Genomic DNA, 17028 nt, shown 5'->3' on the forward strand with positions numbered 1-17028 from the left:
TCTACGTCCTTCGCGCGTGCAGGAGCAGGATCGAGGACATCGACGGCACGGCACACGCCAGTCGGTCCAGGGGGCGCATGGGCCGGGGCACACCGTGGAAGGGAGCACCCTTCAGCCGTACGACCTCGAAGCCCGAGGCGGTCACGAACTCCCGCAGCGCGCGGGCCGTGTAGAGCCGCAGATGGCCCACGACCTCCTTGCCGGGGCGGCCGTGGATGGCGCGCAGGCTCACCTCGGAGAAGACCGGCTGGACACCGGCGAGCAGCAGGGCGCGGTTGTACCAGGCGGCCAGATTCGGTGTGGAGAGCATGAGATGACCTCCCGGGCGGAGGATCCGGTGGATCTCGTCGAGCGCCGCGTCCGGGTCCACGAGGTGTTCGACGACCTCGCTGAACAGCACGGCGTCGGCGGAGGCGGACCTGAACGGCAGCCCTCCGTCGGTGAGTTCGCCGCGCACCGCGTACGGAAGGTGGGCGTGGGCGCGTCTGAGGGCGTCCTGGGACCAGTCGATGCCGACGATGCGATGGCCGGCCAGGAGCGGTGCCGCCGTGGCGGCCGCGGAGCCGTCGCCGCAGCCGATGTCGAGGACCGTCCGCGCGCCGGACGTGGCCGGACCGAGCGCGGCGGCGAGCATCCGGGCCTGGCGCAGACTGCGGGGCGCGCCGGAGGCGACCGGCACGGCCGGGTCCTCGTAGAAGTCCCGTAGCCCGTGCGGAGGTTGGCCGCCGGACGGGCGGCGGGGCGGAGCCGTGGTCATGGGGCACTCTCCGTGGCGTGTTCCGTCGCGTGCAGGTAGTGCTCGAAGAGGTCGCGGAGATGGGAGCCGTCGCCGTGGCTGAGGAGTCTGCGGGACCAGCGGAACGCCACATGCAGCCGGCCCGCGGTGGACGCCGTCGTGACCGTGAGACCGCGCGGCATCCGGGCCGGCGCCGAGAACCACACCGCGTGCGCGCGCCCCGCCCCCTCGCCGAAGTCGAGGGCGTACGGAATGCGGCCGATGTTGCTCAGCAGCGTGGTCGACGTCCAGGGTCCGGCGGCCCTCCGCAGCCCCCGGGTGAACGCGGCCCGCCAGGCCACCGGGACCACGGGCGCCGTCAACAGGGCTGCCCCGTGGCCGAGTTGGGGCCGAGGCAGCGCCTTGAGCGCGCGGGTGCGGTCCGCGGTGCGTCGCAGCAGGCCCGCCATGTCGGAGGCGTCCAACTCCGCGGGTGCGAAGGGGACTTCGACGAGCCGAGTGCCGTTGCCGATCGGCATGTCGGTGTCGCGCGTGCGGTCGTCCACCGGCATCGTGATGCGCAACGGTCGCGGCCGGGCGCCGTGTTCCCGGTTCCAGTGGGCGATCATCAGGGCCGTGGCCACCATGAGCTGGTCGTTCACGGTGTACGGGGAGCCCTTGGGCCGACGCGGTACGCCGAACTCGGCGACGAGCATGCCGTTGCCGGGCGAGGGATCGGGCGCGCCGTGCGCCACCCGCGCGGGCGGGGCCCAGGAGGAGGGTGCGTCGACGGAGCTCGGCACCTCGGCGGTCGTACGGGTCGGGGGTGCCGCGGGGGAGTTGTCCCGGCCGCCGTACAGCTCGGCGGCGGTGGCGAGGACCCGCAGACAGGCCGGGCCGTCGAGGGCGGTGTGGTTGATGGTGACGAAGAGGACCGTGTCGTCGGCCTCCGGATCGAGGACGACCTCCAGGCGGATCGGCGGCGACGCCGACAGCGGCGGGGCGTCCTGGAGTGCCCGGTCGCGGGCGTGCTTCAGGGCCTCCCGGTCCGGCGGCGGGAACAGGACGACCTCCACGTCCGCGTCCGGAGTGAGCTCCCACTCGTACCGCCGCCCGTACCAGGGCCGTCGCGCCTCGCGCATCAGGATGCGGGGATGGCGGTGCAGGGCCCCGGTGAACGCCCTCCGCAGCCGGTCCGGGTCGAGACGGCCCGGCAGATGCACCTCGATGTGGACGGTCTCCGGCTCCTCCTCCTGGAGGCAGTGCCGGGCGACCTCGTCCACGACGGGGAACGGGATGCGGGCGGGCGGCCGTACGGGGCCGTCCGTGCCGTCGCGTGCCGGGTGGTCCAGCGTGGTCATGTGTGTTCGCCTTCCCCCGTCTCCTCGGGTCGTGCCGGCCTGGCGTCCTCCGGTGGTGTCGCCTTGAACTTCGGTTTCCGGAAGCCGAAGCGGGTGGTGGGCGGGTCGGGCTCCGGTTGCGCGGACCCTGGCCCGCGGGCGGAGATCGTCGGACCGGACGCCGGCCTGGGGGCGCGCGGGGCCTCGGCCTCCCCGGACGCGGGCCCGGCTCCTTGCTCCGGAGCCGTGCCGGGTGTCGGTGCCGTGCCTGGAGCCGTCGGTGCTTCGGCAGCCCCGGACACTCCGGGCATCCCGTGCCGTGCCTCGGGCGCCCGGGTCGATTCGGCCGCACCCGGCCCCGCGGTCTCCCCCCGCCGCCGCTGAGGCAGCGGCTCGGTCGGAGCCTCGGTCCCCGGCGCCGGCGGCGGCAGCGCGCTCGCCCTGGGAGCACCGGGATACCCCGGAGCAGCGGGAGTGCCCGTGCCGGGAGCAGCGCCGGGAGCACCGGGATACCCATGAGCGCCGGAAGCCCCGAAGCCCTGACCCCCACCAGGGCCCCGAGCCCCGTAAGAGGCCTCCCCGATCGACACCAGCCCGGCGAACAGCCCGATCAGCGCCAGCAGTTGGGCCGTCGGTCCGAATGCCCCCGCACCCTCGGAGGCCGGCTCCCCGGCCCCGGTCGCGGCGGCGATCCCGGCCCCCGCGAGCGCGAGGAACGCGATGGGCACCAGCAGGGCGTGCCGCCGCCACGCGAGCAGCGCAAGGACCGGCACCAGCAGCGCGAAGAACCCGGCGATCACGATTCCGACCAGAGTCAGCGCGACCGTGCCCAGGATCAGGCCGGGCGGCGGCGGAACCGGCGAGGGCTCGTCCGTGTTGGGCGAGTTCCGCCGGAAGAGCACGAGCCCCACGAGCAGGAGCACCGCGACACCGCCGCCGATCAGCCCGGCCTCGTACAGCGTGGACGGCTCGTACGAGAGCTCGACCGTGCCGCCCGCGCCCGCCGGGACCCGCCAGCCCTGCTGCCAGCCGTCGAGCCGTACCGGGTCGAGCTTCTTGCCGTTCAGCGTGGCCTTCCAGCCGTCGTTGAAGTTCTCGTACGTCGTCAGGTACGAGGCCGCGCCCGAGCCGACGCTCACCTCGCGGCGGTCGCCGAGCCAGTCCCGTATGCCGAGTTCACGGTCGAGCGCGGTGGGTGTGGTGACCGTGCCGCGGGTCAGCGTGACGTCGGTGACGGCGAGTGGTCCCGCGTCGCCCGCCTCGACCCGGTGCGCGCCCGAGCCGAGGGACAACTCGGGGTCGGCGCGCCCCTCCTGGCAGAGCGTCAGCTCGATCGGCCGCCGCTCGACGAGGTCCCGTACCGTGCCCTTCGCGCTGGTCTCGTACAGCTCGTCGTCGACGGCGAGCGTCGGGCCCTGCCCGCAGGGGACGTCGAAGGTGCGGTCGGACCGGGGCTGCGGGGTGCGGTACTGGTCCAGGGCCGGGATGTACGCCTCGGTGAGGCCTACCGGCAGTTGCAGGTCCTCGTCGGCGAGCGGGTTGTGGACGGTCATCGGGGCCGTCTCGGTGATGGTGATGTCGAGCCGGTCCGTGGTGATCGGATCGAAGCGGACGACACCGTTCTCGTCGACGCCCGCGATCGTCGAGCCGTCCGGCGAGCTGATGTTCACCTCGGTCGGCCGGGTGGAGAGACCGCCCGCCGGGGCCAGCACGATCTCGCCCACGGCCTGCTTGTCCGGCCAGCTCAGATGGATGGTCGGGTTGTCCCCGGCGATCCACGCGGTGGTCAGACTGCCGTCGGTGAGGTTGCGCGGCGAGAGGCCGGTGCCGAGCAGGGCCGTCGAGTCGGCGGTCGCGGTGATCCGGTTCCGCTGCTCGGGCGCGACCTTGTAGAGCAGCTCGTCGAGCTCGTCGCTCGGCACGGGGATCGCGCTCGCCTTCACCTCGTACGTGCCCGCCGACTCCGAGGTCCAGCGGCGGTGCAGCCCCGCCTCCGTGCCCGTCGGCGAGAAGCCGCCCGGGTCGGTGGCGCGGTGCAGCGAGACGACCTCGGCGGCCGCGTCGGTGCGCTCGGCGTCCGTCGGGAGCCGCAGCATGCGGGTCACCTGGACGTCGGGAATGGTGATCTCGGAGAAGCCCGCGCCGGACAGGTCGGAGTGCCGGGCGGCCGAGTCGACGATGGTGATCTTCAGCCAACTCGTCGGCCCCTCAGGCGCCTTGATGCGCTGGCGCATGCCGTTGGCCTGGAGGGTGCTCGTCTCGGAGCCGCGCTCCGTCTCCACCCGCACGCGGGTCGGGGCGGAGCGCACACTGTCCTGCGGCAGCGGGGTGACCCGGATCGAGTCGGGGATCTCCGTCTCGTCCGTGAAGCCGATCCTCAGCCACTGCCCGTCCGCCGAACCCGCCGCGCCCTCGGCCCACGCGGTGTTCGGGTTGCCGTCGAAGGCGTTCACCGGGTCGTACTGCGGCAGATAGAACATCCAGTTGCCGCTCGACGACGCCGAAACCGAGCGTGCGCCGCGCAGTTCGGCCACCGTCTGGTGCCCGATGCCCTCGGTCGGCAGGATCTGGTGCGGTTTCTCGCCGGCGTCCTGGAAGCTGCCGGAGTGATTGCGTTCGTTGCGGGTGTACGTGTACGAGGTGTTGGCGTTGACCAGGCCGAACCGTGTGTCGGCGCGGCGCAGGCCGTCGCCCAGCACCTGCAACTCGGGGGCGCCGAGCCCGGGATGGTTGTCCCCGGTCAGCACGGCGGCCCGGTCCCGCATGGTCGGGTCGGCGGACAGCGGCAGCAGCGCCTCGGGCCCGCCGGAGACGACGGCCGTGTCGGCGACCGCCTTCAGCCCTGCCTGCCCGGGCCGCGGCACGTCCGCGCTCGCCGGCTCGTAGATCTCGACGGCCCGCTGGCGCGGGTACAACCCCTCTATCTGTATGGGGGTGTTCTCCGCGATGCGCCCGCCCGTCATCACCGGACCGAGGCCGGTCACCCGCCGGTAGCCCGACTCCTCCAGGGTGCGCTTGACGGTAGTGGTCGGTACGTAGCCGAGCTGGTCGGGGTCGAGATCGTTGCGCACGACGACGTAGTAGAGGCCGGCCCGGCTCAAGTAGTCGGCCAGGCCCGGGACTTCGCCGCCCGTCAGCAGGGACTGCTCGACCGCGTCCATCGCGCGCCGGTTGCCCGCGGTGCCGAACGGCACGTAGTCCCGCTGGGCCCAGCGGGAGTCGGCGAGCACGTCCAGTGGCTGGTCGATGGGCGAGCCCCAGGTGTAGATGCCGTGCGCGGTGGCGGGCACGACGAGGGCACGGGAGTCCGGTGAGTACTTCTCCAGCCAGTCGGCCGTGGACTGCCAGTACTTGGGAAGCTGCTGGAACGAACCCGGCTGCAGGATCGACCCGTTGAGGTAGGGCCAGGCGAGACCGGGGAGTACGAGGACCGCCGCGACCAGGGCGACATACCGGCGGCCGCGCAGGGGACGGGCCCCGTGCGCCTGCGAGGCGACGCCGACCAGGTGCATCAGCCCGAAGACCAGCGCGAGGGCCAGTCCGGTCTGGAACTTGTAGATGTTCCGGAAGGGCACGAGCCCGCCGTCCAGCCAGTCCTGGACGACGCCGTGGAAGGGCGCGCCGAACGAACCGCCGTACCCGGCAAGGGTGATGAGCGCGACCGACAGCACGGTCAGGACGAGCCAGCGCCGCTCGGGCAGGTCACGGCGGGCCAGCCCGGCGAGACCGAGCCCGGCCGCGAGCGCCGACGAGACGATCACGATCACCGAGGCCGCGACCGTCCAGCCGGCCGGCAGCCAGGCCTCGCCGAAGTGCAGATACGCGACCCAGTTCCCGGCGCCGCGCAGAGCCTCCGTGGCCGCCATGGTGTCCGTCGTGGTCTGCGAACTCTCCACGTACGGAAGGAAGTTCTCGCCGTAGATGCCCAGCATCAGCAGCGGGACCACCCACCAGGCGGTCGCCAGGATCACGCCCGGCACCCACCAGGCGATCAGCTTGCGCTGCCTGGGGCCGCGCGGGCGGGAGAGGAGGTAGAGCCCAACCGGCAGCAGGGAGGCGAGAGTCGAGGCCGCGTTGACACCGCCCATGAAGGGGATGACCAGCGCCGAGCGCAGGGCGGCGACCCGGGCCGTGTAGCGCTCGTTCGTCAGCGGCAGCAGCACCCACGGCAGGAAGGCGCCCGGCAGCGCGGCCGCCGAGGTCGAGCCGACGACGATCGTGAACACCGGCCACAGCGCGTACACGACCGCGCCGAGCAGCCGGGACGCGTGGCTGCCGGTGTCCAGCCGCTCGGCGAGCCGCAGCGCGCCCCAGAAGGCGACCGCCACGATGAGTGACATCCACAGCCGCTCGGCCAGCCACACCGGGAGGTTGATCAGCTCGCACAGGCCGTAGTACGGCAGCATCGGGAAGGCGTAGCCGACGTACTGGTCCGCTATGCCGCCGAAGCCGCCCCGGTCGTGCCAGAGCTGGCCCAGGTCGGACAGGAACTGCCACGGATCGAGCGCGACGCCGAGCTTCGTGTCGAAGGTCTGCCGGCCCGGGTCCACGGCCAGGAACAGCACGAACACCACGGCCCAGAACCCCAGCAGCCACCGCCGCGACCGCGGCCCCTGCGGTGGGCCGGGGTCGGGGGCGATGGGGCGCGTGGCCGCCGGGGGAGGGGCCTGGACCGTGCTGGTCATGGATACCGCCGGAGAATGAGGAGGAGGTTCCAGGTGGCGAACTCGCGCAGTCCCGGCGCTCTCACGACGGCCTGGGCGAGGAACGGCCAGTAGCGGGAACGCGCCGAGACGACCGTGACGTCGTCCCGGGCGCGCACCTGCCGCAGGGTGGGTCCGATGTGTACGGCGAAGAGGTTCTCGCCGAGGGTGTGCTTGGCGGGCCTGCCGGTACGCCGGCTGTAGCGGGCGCGGGCCCGCTCGGCTCCCAGGTAGTGCCAGGGCGCCCACTCGTGACCGCCCCACGGGGACAGCCAGTTGGTGAACGACATGTAGATCAGCCCGCCGGGTTTCGTGACCCGCACCATCTCGCTGAGGAAGGTCTGTGGATCGGCCACGTGCTCAAGGACGTTGGAGGAGAAGCAGACGTCGGCGACCGCGTCGGCGAGCGGCAGCAGATAGCCGTCGGCGACGACCGCGCCCTCCGGCGGCTTCGGCCCGAGCTCCCGCATGTCCGGCTCGAAGAGATAGCCGTGCGCGCCGCGCCGCCGGAACTCGTCCGTGAAGTAGCCGCCTCCGCCGCCGATGTCCACGACGGTCCGGCCCTTCACCGGACCGTCGTACGCCTCCACCTGGTCCGCGGCGTCGCGCGCGAGCAGCGAGTAGCAGCCCTCGGGGTCGTCCTGTTCATGGCGGAAGGCGCGGAAGAGGGCGAGGGAACGGCGGAAGGAGGGGTCCTTGAAACCCGTACCTGTACCCGGGCCCGTATCCGTACCCGGGTGTTCCGGCCGATTGCCCCGAGCGGGCGTCATGGCGTCCAGCTCCTCACCGCCTCCGTCGCCACCGCTCTGAACTGGCGGACCGTGCGGTGCCATCGGAACTGGGTGGCGCGGTCGCCCGCCGCCTTGCCCATGAGCGTGCGACGGTGGGTGGACAGGGCGAGGGTGCACCAGGCCGCCGCGAACGAGGACTCGCCGCGGGCCAGCAGGCCCGTCTCGCCGTCCACGATCGAGTCGCGCAAGCCGGGTACGTCGAAGGCGATGGCCGGGGTCTCGCGGGCCGCCGCCTCCGTCACCACCAGGCCCCACCCCTCGACGGCCGAGGGGTGCAGCAGCAGCCAGGCGGCGCAGAGCAGCCGGTGTTTCTCGGCCTCGGAGACATGGCCTCTGAACTCGACGCCGGGGCCCGCGAGTTGTTCGAGCCGCTCCCGTTCGGGTCCGTCGCCGACGATCACCAGCCGGCCGCCGGTGACCGGGCGGACCCGCTCCCACAGCCGCAGCAGCAGATCGATCCGCTTGTACTCGACGAGCCGTCCCATCGCCAGGAACAGCGGTTCCGGGGAGCGCTCGGCCGGCGGGCCGGGCTCCTCGACGCCGTTGTGGACGACCCGGATGCGTTCGCGCTCGACGCCGATCGCGCGCAGCGCGTGTGCCGTCGACGGGGAGACGGCGACCAGCAGGTTGTGGCGCTGTGCGCCGGCGAGGGCCCAGTGTTCGAGTCTTCGCCCGAGCCGGGCGGCGGGCGCCAGCGGTCCGTTGAACCGCATCCGCCACAGGTCGGTGTGCACGTGGTTGACCAGGCAGAGGGTCGGCCCGCGGTGCCACAGCGGCGCCAGGTAGGGCATGCCGTTGCAGACCTCGACGAGCAGGTCGCAGTCGCCGATCTGGCGCTGGAACGCCGATCTGGCGCGCAGATAGTGACCGAGGTCGCCGCCCGCCGACACGACACGGTAGTCGCGGTACGCGGCGGGGCCGCCGCACAGCAGGGTGACCTGGTGGCCGAGGTGGGTCAGGCCCTCGGCGAGTCTGTCGACGAGCAGTTCGGAGCCGCCCGCGGCTTCGTTGCCGAAGTCACGACGGGCGAGGAAAACGATTCGGCGCGGCTGTGGGGGAAGCGCCGGGGGTCGCTGCGCGGAGCGGGGGAAGGCGGCGCGCAACGACGAAGGCACGTGCTGGGGCATGGGTGCTCCAACTCGTCTCGGGGTGCGGAACCAGCGTGAGGGTGGAGTGGGGGGTGAGGTGGGGCTCGGTGCGAAGGCGGTGACGGTCTCCCGGTGCGGATCGGTCGTGTCTCGCGGTGCGGGTCGGTCAGGTCGCGCGGTGCGGATGGGTCGAGGTCGGGGTGAGGGTGGTGCGGTTCTGTCGGTCCTCGCGGCGCGGGATGTGCCGCGAGTTCCCCGTTCCGGTGGAGCCGATCCCCCACGGCTTCGATGTGGTCCTGTGCGGGAGTCCTGAATCTCCCGCGGATCGAATCCGTACGGATCGGTGGGACGGAACCTGTGGGGCTGATCGGTGTGGGTGATGCGGTCCGGCTGTGACGGGGATGTGGGCGGGCTGTGTTCGGGTGGGGTGGATAGTTTTCGCCCGCTGGTTCGATGCGGCTACTCACCGAAGTGACAATTTCGGGGCTTTATCCAGCTGACGTCTCATCACATTGTGAGCGGCTGCTGGGAGCTCTCGGACGTTTCGGGATGCGGACGCCCGCGTACCACCAAAACGACCCCCACAATTGCGAGCAGGAAGCCCGCCACACCCGTCCCGACCGGCAGCGTCTGCCCCACCATGCGCAGCATTCCGCTGTCCGTGTCGGCGAGATCGACCTGTTCCTTCTGGGTCTCGGTGGTGAAGGCGATCCGCTCGCTGTCGAGCAGCACGACGGCGTCCTTCTCGCCGCCGGGGGCCCGCAGCGTCTTACGGGGCCCGATCGCCGCGTAGATGATCCGGCCCGTGCGCTGGTCCGCCACGAGCTCGATGCCGTGGTTGGAGTACCACTCCTCGGCGAGCACCTGGCCGCCGTCCTTCTCGCCCACGATCGTGCCCGGCACCAGCCGGGTTCCGGTCTTGGTGGCGGGCACGGTTCCGGTGAAGCGGAGGCCCTCGTACCCCTGGATCTTCTTCGTGCCCTTGTACGCCAGCGTGACGGTCGAGCCGAGCGTGCTGTCCCACCAGATGTAGGAGCGTTTCTGCACGTCGAAGGGGAATTTCAGGTACGCCTCGCCCTCGTAGTACGGCTCCTCGTCGCAGCAGTGGACCGGCTTGTTCGTCTTGCGGTCGGTGACCCAGCGCTCCATGGTCCACTGCAGCGAGTCGTGGGGGTCGGCGGCGGGCAGCGACTTGGCGGTGTCCACGGAGGTGGACACGTCCCAGACGGCCCGGCCGCTCTTCTCGCTGTCGGCGACATCGCCGCGGACCTGGCGGGTGATGGTGATCTTCTTGTCGCGGACGGTTTCGATCTCGTCGGTGTCGAAATAGCTGCCCGTACCGGTGAAGACGGTCTTCGAGTCGATGTCGACGGGCGTGCGTTGAGCACGTGGCTCGACGTACCAGGCGAGGAGGGGGGCCAGGACGAGCAGGAACACGCCCAGACCCAGGACGACCAGTGAAAAGGGTGAGGCAGTACGGCGCATCCGGGCACTCCAGGGGGCTCGTGGTGACACGGCACGGACTGTGCCGGCACGGTGGGGGAGGGTGCACGTGCGGTATGGGCCGGGAACCGTAGGCGCACCCTTGACGAAGTGTCAATGCGTTGTCGAGACTGGGGGCTCGCCGGACGGGACCGGATGGGGGTCCCCCCGGTCGAGCGAAGTCGAGAGTGGGGGAGGGCTGGGGCCCGCGAGCCGTAATCGCGGGTGCACAGGGGTGGGTGGACCTCCGACAGAGAGGCTGACCCGCGATGCCCAGACTGCTAGCCGCCCTGTTGACCGTGGCGGCCGCCGCCGCACTAGCCGTGGGCGCCGCCCTCGGTATCGTCGCGCTGCTCGATGCGACCCCCGACCAGCCGAACACGCCGCTCATCACCTATGAGACGGCCGGCCAGGAGCGCTGACCATGGCCCTACGCCGGGCACCCGTCACCGTGCGCTCCGCCTGGCACGACGTGCCGCGCCTCCAGGTGCGCCAGTTCGCGGCACTCGCCATGGCCGAGGCGCCCATACTCGCCGAGGAGATCCTCCAGGAAATACGTCACGAATATCCCCATCTGCCCGTCGTGCTCGACGACTCCGGCGAGCCGATGGCACTGATCGGGATCCGGCGGGCCATCGAGGTGTTCGTCCAGCACCTGGAGACCGCCGAGGGCCGCCCGCGCGTCCACCCCGAGGTCTTCCAGGAGTTCGGCCGCGGCGAGGGCCTGCACGGCCGCAGCCTCGACTCGCTCCAGGCGATCTACCGGCTCGGTGTACGTCTGGCCTGGCGCCGTTTCGCCGAGATCGGGACGCGCGTGGAGATCCCGCCGCCCGCGATGTACGAGCTGGTCGACGCCGGTTACGAGTATCTGGACGGGCTGGTCGACCAGTCCGTACGCGGATACGCCGAGGCCGCCGCCCGGCAGGCCGGGGAACGCCTGCGTCTGCAACGGCGGTTGATGGAACTGCTGCTCGCCGAGCACCACAGGGGCGATCCGGCCGAGGCGCTCTCGGAGCGGGCCGCCCGGATCGGCTGGCCGCTGCCGGACAAGGTCGCGGTGGGCGTGCTGCTGCGACCCGCACGCGAGGCCGTCGCGCCTGCCGTCGGACAGGGCGTGCTCCTCGACATGGAGTACGAGCAGCCCCGCATGGTCGTGCCCGAGCCGGACGCCGCCGGGCGCCCCGAACTGCTGCACCGGGCGCTCACGGGGTGGGCCGGCGCGATCGGCCCGCCCGTCCCGCTGGCCGACGCGGCGAAGTCGCTGCGCTGGGCCGAGGCGGCGGTACGGCTCATGGAGCGGGGGCTGCTGCCGCCGGGCGAGGTGCTGTACTGCACCGAGCACACGGAGGCGCTGGTCCTGCTGCAGCCCGAGGAACTGATCGACGACCTGGCGCTGCGGTGTCTGGAGCCGCTCGCCCACTGCGGGCCGACGCACGGGCGGCGGCTCGCGGAGACCCTGCTGGCGTGGCTGGAGACGCGGGGCGGGGCCCCCGAGGTGGCCGCGCGTCTCGGGGTCCATCCGCAGACCGTCCGCTATCGCCTTCGGCAGATTCGTGAACTGTGGGGCGATGAGGTCGATGACCCGGACCGCCGCTTCGAGCTGGAACTGGTGCTTCGGGCTCAGCGGCTCCGGGGCGAGCTGGGCGATCCCCGAGCCCGGCGCTGACCGATTTTCTCCAGCCCACCCACCCGTTCGCCGCGTGCCTTCCGGCGACTGCCCGACCCACCCCACCCGTAACCGCTCGCCCACCCGTTGTCGCAAGGCCATTGCCCGGCCGTAATCGGTATGAGTAGCCTGTGTTCGCTATGCCGATCGTCTGTTGAAATTTCGAACACAAGGGAGGGGGCCAGTTGTGGGACGCCTCGTACCTGCCGTAACCAGGGCTCTCGACATACTCGAGCTATTTCTCGACGGAGACGGCGCGCTCTCCGCCCCCGACATCGTGCGCAAGCTCCAGCTGCCGCGCACCACGGTGCACGAACTGGTGACGACACTTGCCGCCCGTTCGTACATCACGCCCGTACCGGGTCAGCCGGGACGTTACCGGCTCGGGGTGCGCCCGTACCAGCTCGGCAGCCGCTACTCCGAGCAGCTGGACCTCGCGGCCGAGGGTCAGCAGGTCGCCCGGTCCGTCGCGGAGACCTGCGACGAGACCGTGCACGTGGCGATCCTGGAGGGCACGGATGTCATCTACATCGCCAAGGTCGACTCCACGCACGCGGTGCGCATGGTGTCCGCCGCGGGCCGCCGGCTGCCCGCCCACTGCACCTCCGTGGGCAAGATGCTGCTCGCCTCGCTGTCCGAGCCCGAGCTGACCGCGCGGATCCCCGACGACGCCGACCTGGTCCGGATGACGCCGAACAGCATCACCGAGCCGGCCGCCCTGCGGGAGGCCCTCACCGAGATCCGCGCCCGCGGCGTCGCGGTGGAGAGCCGCGAGTCGAACCCCGACGTCAGCTGTGTCGCCGCGCCGGTGCGCGACCGCACGGGCCAGGTCGTGGCCGCGCTCTCCATCTCCGTACCGATGATCCGCTGGAGCGACGAGCGCCGCGCCGAACTGGAGCAGCTCTCCGCGAAGGGCGCCGCCGAGCTGTCGGAGCGGCTCGGACACCGGAGCGTGGGATGACGCACGCGTACGAGGTGGCCGTCCTCGCGGAGGCGGCCCTCGGCGAAGGCCCCACCTGGGACGCCGAGGCCCGACGGCTGATCTGGATCGACATCCTCGGCTCCCGGGTCCACACGTACGACCCTGTCTCCGGCCGTCGCACGGTCATGGCCACCGAGCAGCACGTGGGCGCCGCCAAGCCGCGCGGGGGCGGCGGCCTGGTCGTCAACCTCCGTGACGGCGTGGGCCTTTACGGCCCCGGCGGCCCGGGTGCCTCGGGCGACTCGGACGGCTTCCGGTGGCTGCACCGGGAGGTCGTCCCCGGCCGCCGTGCCAACGACGCGGCGGTCGCGCCCGACGGTGCCCTGTGGGTGGGCACCATGCGCTACGACGAGGCGCCGGGCGGCGGCACGCTCTCCCGTGTCGCCCCCGACGGCACGGTCGAGACGGTCCTCGACGACGTGACGGTGAGCAACGGCACGGGCTGGAGCCCCGACGGCCGCCTCATGTACTACATCAACTCACCGACCCGCCGGATCGACGTCTTCGACTTCGACGGCCGACGGGCCACCAACAGGCGCGAGCTGGCGGTCGTCGAGGAGGGCGACGGTTTCCCCGACGGACTCACCGTCGACGCCGACGGCTGTGTCTGGGTCGCCCTGTGGGACGGCGGCGCGGTCCGCCGCTACACCCCGGACGGCAAGCTGGACCGCGTCGTGGAGCTGCCCGTAACGCGCCCCACGGCCTGTGCGTTCGGCGGTGCCGACCTGACCGATCTGTACATCACGACAGCCCGTACGGGTCTGGAGGCGCCGCATCCGCTCGCCGGCTCGGTGCTCGTCGTCCCCGGCGCGGGCAAGGGCCTGCCCCAGCCCCCGTTCGCCGGCTGACAGCACGGCCGACGTCCCGCGGAGCATCCGGGAAAGCATCCGAAGCCCCCGTCCGATCGCCGGACGGGGGCCGCTGTTTTTGCGCAAACCATTGACTAGTAAGCGCTTCCTATCTACGGTCCCGTTCGAAGTTACGAGCATTCATCGAAATTTCGAACAGTTAGGCAAGGTATGGGACGACCTGGCCTGAATCGCAGGCAGATCCTGGCGGGACTGAGCGGGCTGACGGTCGCGGGCAGCCTCGGATTCGCCGCCCTCGGCACCGGAGCGGACGCGCTCGCCTCCGGTGCGGACACCCGCGTCCGCTACTGGAACCTCTTCAGCGGCGGCGACGGATACAACATGATCGCGATGCTGGACGCCTTCCGTGAGGCGAACCCCGGCATCGACGTGAAGGACTCCACCCTCCAGTGGGGGAGCCCCTTCTACACCAAGCTGGCCATGGCGGCGGCGGGCAACCGCGCACCGGACCTCGGCGTCATGCACCTGGGCCGGGTCACCGGCTTCTCGCCGGGCCGGCTCCTGGACCCCTGGGACGCGGGCCTGCTCGCCAAGTACGGCGTGCGGGAAGCGGACTTCAACCCCGAGCTGTGGAAACGCGCCGTCATCGACGGCACGCTGTACGCCCTCCCGCTCGACATCCACGTACAGCTCTGCTTCTACCGCAAGGACGTGCTGAAGAAGGCGGGCCTGCTCGGCGACGACGGCCGCATCGTGCCGGTCACCTCCGTCGACGAGTGGTTCGACGTGCTCAAGGAGGCCAAGAAGGCCACCAAGAAGGGCCTGCAGACCATCGGCATGTGGTCCAGCGACCAGAACTTCCAGTGGTGGTTCTTCGTCGCCTTCTACACCCAGCTCGGCGGCACCTGGTTCGACGACGCCGGCGCCGAGGTCACCTTCGACACCGACAAGGCCACGCAGGTACTGGAGTTCCTGCGCCGGCACATCACCGACGGGTACGTGAACCCGGGCTTCGCGGGCGGCGCGGGCGCCGAACAGTTCGTCAACGGCGGCCCCTTCGTCTGGGAGGGCAACTGGTCGGTGCCGGTCTTCGACAGCGCGAAGCTCGACTACGGCGCGACCCCGCTGCCGCCCGTCTTCGGCAAGCGGGCCACCCACGCCGAGTCGCACGCCTTCGTGCTGCCGCACCAGTCCGACCGCGGCGGAGCCGCCAACGAGGCCGCGCACCGGCTCGCCGCCTACATCGTCCGGCACGCCCAGCAGTGGGCGGGCGGCGGCCACATCCCCGCCTACACGCCCACCCTGTCGACGGACGCCTACCGGAAGCTGAACCCGCAGAGCGAGTACGTGTCGGCGATGGACCACCAGGCCACCGAGCCGAAGGTGTGGTTCGCCGGGTCCACCGGCATCCTGGCCCAGCGCGTCGGCCCGGTCGTCGTCTCCTCGACGACGGGCTCCGCCAAGCCGGACACCGCGGCCCGCCGGATGAGGAGCACGCTCACCGAACTGCTCGCCATGAAGAACCCCATGGACGGCAGGACCGCCGCACAGGGAGGTGCGGTCGCATGACGGCGACCAGTGCACAGACCGTCATCACTCCGACGCGCGCGAGGACCGCCGCGGCCGGCGCCACCCTCCGCCGCAGGCAGGGCTTCCAGCACGGCGCCTGGTTCGTCGCCCCGTTCCTCGTCCTGTTCGCGCTGTTCGTGATCTGGCCGCTGCTGCGCGGCCTCTACCTCAGTTTCACGGACGCCAACATCTCCGGCGACGCCACGAGCTTCATCGGCCTCGACAACTACCGCGAGGCCCTGGACGACCCGCTGGTGTGGGAATCGCTGGGCCACAGCGCGTACTTCACGCTCCTGGTCGTGCCCTGCATCACGGTCCTCGCCTTCCTCCTCGCGATGCTCGCCCACCACATCGAACGCGTCACATGGCTGTGGCGGCTGTGCTTCTTCGCCCCGTTCCTGCTGCCGTCCACCGTCGCAGCCAACCTGTGGCAGTGGCTGTTCAACCCCGGCACCGGAATGATCAACCACGTCTTCGGCATCGAGACGGCTTGGCTGACCGACAAGTCGTACGCCATGCTCGCCGTCGTCGTCTGCACCCTGTGGTGGACGGTCGGCTTCAGCTTCCTGCTCTACCTCGCCGCGCTCCAGGGCATCCCCGCGCACCTCTACGAGGCCGCCAAGCTGGACGGGGCGAACGCCTGGCACCGCATGGTCCACATCACCCTGCCGATGCTGCGGCACATCACCGGCCTCGTCATCGCCCTGCAGATCCTCGCCTCGCTCCAGGTGTTCGACCAGGCCGTGGTGATGATGGACTTCCTGCCCGGACCCGAGGGATCCACCAGGACGTTCGTGCAGTACACCCTCGAAGAGGGCTTCACCAGCTACCGCGTCGGCTACGCCTCGGCGATCTCCATCATCTTCTTCGTGATCATCGCGGCCGTCGCCCTCGCGCGGATGTGGCTGCTGCGCAACCGTGAGGAGGGCGGCCGATGAGCACCGCCGCACAGATGCGCGTCAAGACGCGCAAGACGACCGGCAAGGCGCCTCGCAAGCCCTGGACGCCCAGCCAGATCGTGCTCACCCTCCTCGGCGCCGCCGTCTCCGCGGTGTTCCTCGCGCCGCTGGCCTGGGCCCTGTTCACCTCGCTCAAGTCGGAGACCGAGGCCGTCGAGGTGCCGACGCACTGGCTTCCGGAGGACTGGACGATCCAGGCATGGTCGGCGATCTTCGAGACCGGCAACATCACCAACTGGTTCGTGAACTCGCTGGTGGTCTCGGTGTGCGTGACGGCCGTGGTGCTGAGCGTCAGCGCACTCGCCGGATACGGCTTCGCCCGCACGGAGTTCCGCGGCAAGAACGTCCTGCTGGGCCTGGTCATGACCGGCCTGATGGTCTCGCCCGCCGTCCTCGGTGTACCCCTCTTCACCACCGTCCAGCAGATGGGGATGGTCGACACCTACTGGGGCATGATCCTTCCGCAGTGCGCGCCCGCCGCGATGGTCTACATCCTCTACAAGTTCTTCCAGGGCATCCCGCGCGAACTGGAGGAGGCCGCCTTCATCGACGGCGCGGGCCGCTGGCGGGTCTTCTTCACCATCGTGCTCCCGCTCTCCCGCCCCTCCCTGGCCGCGGTCGGCATCTTCACCTTCATCGCGTCCTGGAACAACTTCCTGTGGCCCTACATGGTGACCAACAACCCCGACCTGATGACCATGCCGAACGGCATCGCGACCGTCATGAACTCCTACGGCATCCAGTGGGCCCAGCTCATGGCCGGCGGCCTGATGGCGGGCCTGCCCCTGATCGTCGTCTTCGTCTTCTTCCAACGCCAGATAGTCGCCGGCGTCGCCCACACGGGCCTGGCGGGCCAGTGAGGGACGAGCGTCGCTTTTCAGGGGCGCGAGGAACCGCGCGACAAGCCACGACGAACCCGCACCC

General features: G+C 71.2%; 13 protein-coding genes. 7 read left to right on the top strand and 6 right to left on the bottom strand.

The genetic code is table 11. The features are described 5' to 3' along the window. Position 1: 1 nt before the first annotated feature. The 6 genes from OG718_RS36705 to OG718_RS36730 form a co-directional block, all read right to left on the bottom strand. On the bottom strand, positions 2-757 hold the full coding sequence (locus OG718_RS36705; protein WP_143631775.1) for a class I SAM-dependent methyltransferase: 756 nt from the start codon (positions 755-757) through the stop codon (positions 2-4). Further along, a complete protein-coding gene (locus OG718_RS36710; RefSeq protein WP_328846229.1) occupies positions 754-2076 on the bottom strand; it encodes a condensation protein in 1323 nt (440 codons plus the stop codon). Before OG718_RS36710 ends, OG718_RS36705 begins: the two co-directional genes overlap by 4 nt. Next, entirely contained in the window at positions 2073-6740 is a 4668-nt protein-coding gene (locus tag OG718_RS36715; RefSeq protein WP_328846230.1) for an alpha-(1->3)-arabinofuranosyltransferase, read from the bottom strand. Before OG718_RS36715 ends, OG718_RS36710 begins: the two co-directional genes overlap by 4 nt. Further along, entirely contained in the window at positions 6737-7528 is a 792-nt protein-coding gene (locus OG718_RS36720; RefSeq protein WP_143631766.1) for a class I SAM-dependent methyltransferase, read from the bottom strand. Before OG718_RS36720 ends, OG718_RS36715 begins: the two co-directional genes overlap by 4 nt. After that, positions 7525-8676: a glycosyltransferase family 4 protein gene (locus OG718_RS36725; protein ID WP_269652941.1), complete on the bottom strand. Its 1152-nt coding sequence runs from the start codon at positions 8674-8676 to the stop codon at positions 7525-7527. The genes OG718_RS36720 and OG718_RS36725 overlap by 4 nt, the downstream gene beginning before the upstream one ends. Before the next feature lie 468 nt (positions 8677-9144). Continuing rightward, entirely contained in the window at positions 9145-10122 is a 978-nt protein-coding gene (locus tag OG718_RS36730) for a DUF3068 domain-containing protein (RefSeq protein WP_328846231.1), read from the bottom strand. Between the two features lie 266 nt (positions 10123-10388). Between OG718_RS36730 and OG718_RS36735 the strand changes: the two genes are divergently transcribed. The 7 genes from OG718_RS36735 to OG718_RS36765 all read left to right on the top strand — a co-directional run bounded on the left by OG718_RS36735 (position 10389) and on the right by OG718_RS36765 (position 16964). Then, positions 10389-10541 (top strand): hypothetical protein, encoded by a 153-nt coding sequence (locus tag OG718_RS36735; RefSeq protein WP_186000974.1) that lies wholly within the window; start codon positions 10389-10391, stop codon positions 10539-10541. Positions 10542-10543: 2 nt separating this feature from the next. Next, positions 10544-11785 carry a PucR family transcriptional regulator gene (locus OG718_RS36740; RefSeq protein WP_143631757.1) on the top strand — a complete coding sequence of 414 codons (1242 nt, stop codon included), beginning with the start codon at positions 10544-10546 and terminating at the stop codon, positions 11783-11785. 187 nt (positions 11786-11972) lie between these two features. After that, positions 11973-12746, top strand: coding sequence for an IclR family transcriptional regulator (locus OG718_RS36745; protein ID WP_328846232.1), 774 nt, complete (start codon positions 11973-11975; stop codon positions 12744-12746). After that, a complete protein-coding gene (locus tag OG718_RS36750; protein ID WP_328846233.1) occupies positions 12743-13615 on the top strand; it encodes an SMP-30/gluconolactonase/LRE family protein in 873 nt (290 codons plus the stop codon). The genes OG718_RS36745 and OG718_RS36750 overlap by 4 nt, the downstream gene beginning before the upstream one ends. Positions 13616-13786: 171 nt before the next feature. Beyond that, positions 13787-15145 carry an extracellular solute-binding protein gene (locus OG718_RS36755; RefSeq protein ID WP_328846234.1) on the top strand — a complete coding sequence of 453 codons (1359 nt, stop codon included), beginning with the start codon at positions 13787-13789 and terminating at the stop codon, positions 15143-15145. Then, on the top strand, positions 15142-16083 hold the full coding sequence (locus OG718_RS36760) for a carbohydrate ABC transporter permease (protein WP_143631744.1): 942 nt from the start codon (positions 15142-15144) through the stop codon (positions 16081-16083). The genes OG718_RS36755 and OG718_RS36760 overlap by 4 nt, the downstream gene beginning before the upstream one ends. Continuing rightward, a complete protein-coding gene (locus OG718_RS36765) occupies positions 16080-16964 on the top strand; it encodes a carbohydrate ABC transporter permease (protein ID WP_328846235.1) in 885 nt (294 codons plus the stop codon). The genes OG718_RS36760 and OG718_RS36765 overlap by 4 nt, the downstream gene beginning before the upstream one ends. Positions 16965-17028 lie beyond the last annotated feature (64 nt).

Source organism: Streptomyces sp. NBC_00258 (assembly GCF_036182465.1).
Lineage (GTDB): Bacteria > Actinomycetota > Actinomycetes > Streptomycetales > Streptomycetaceae > Streptomyces.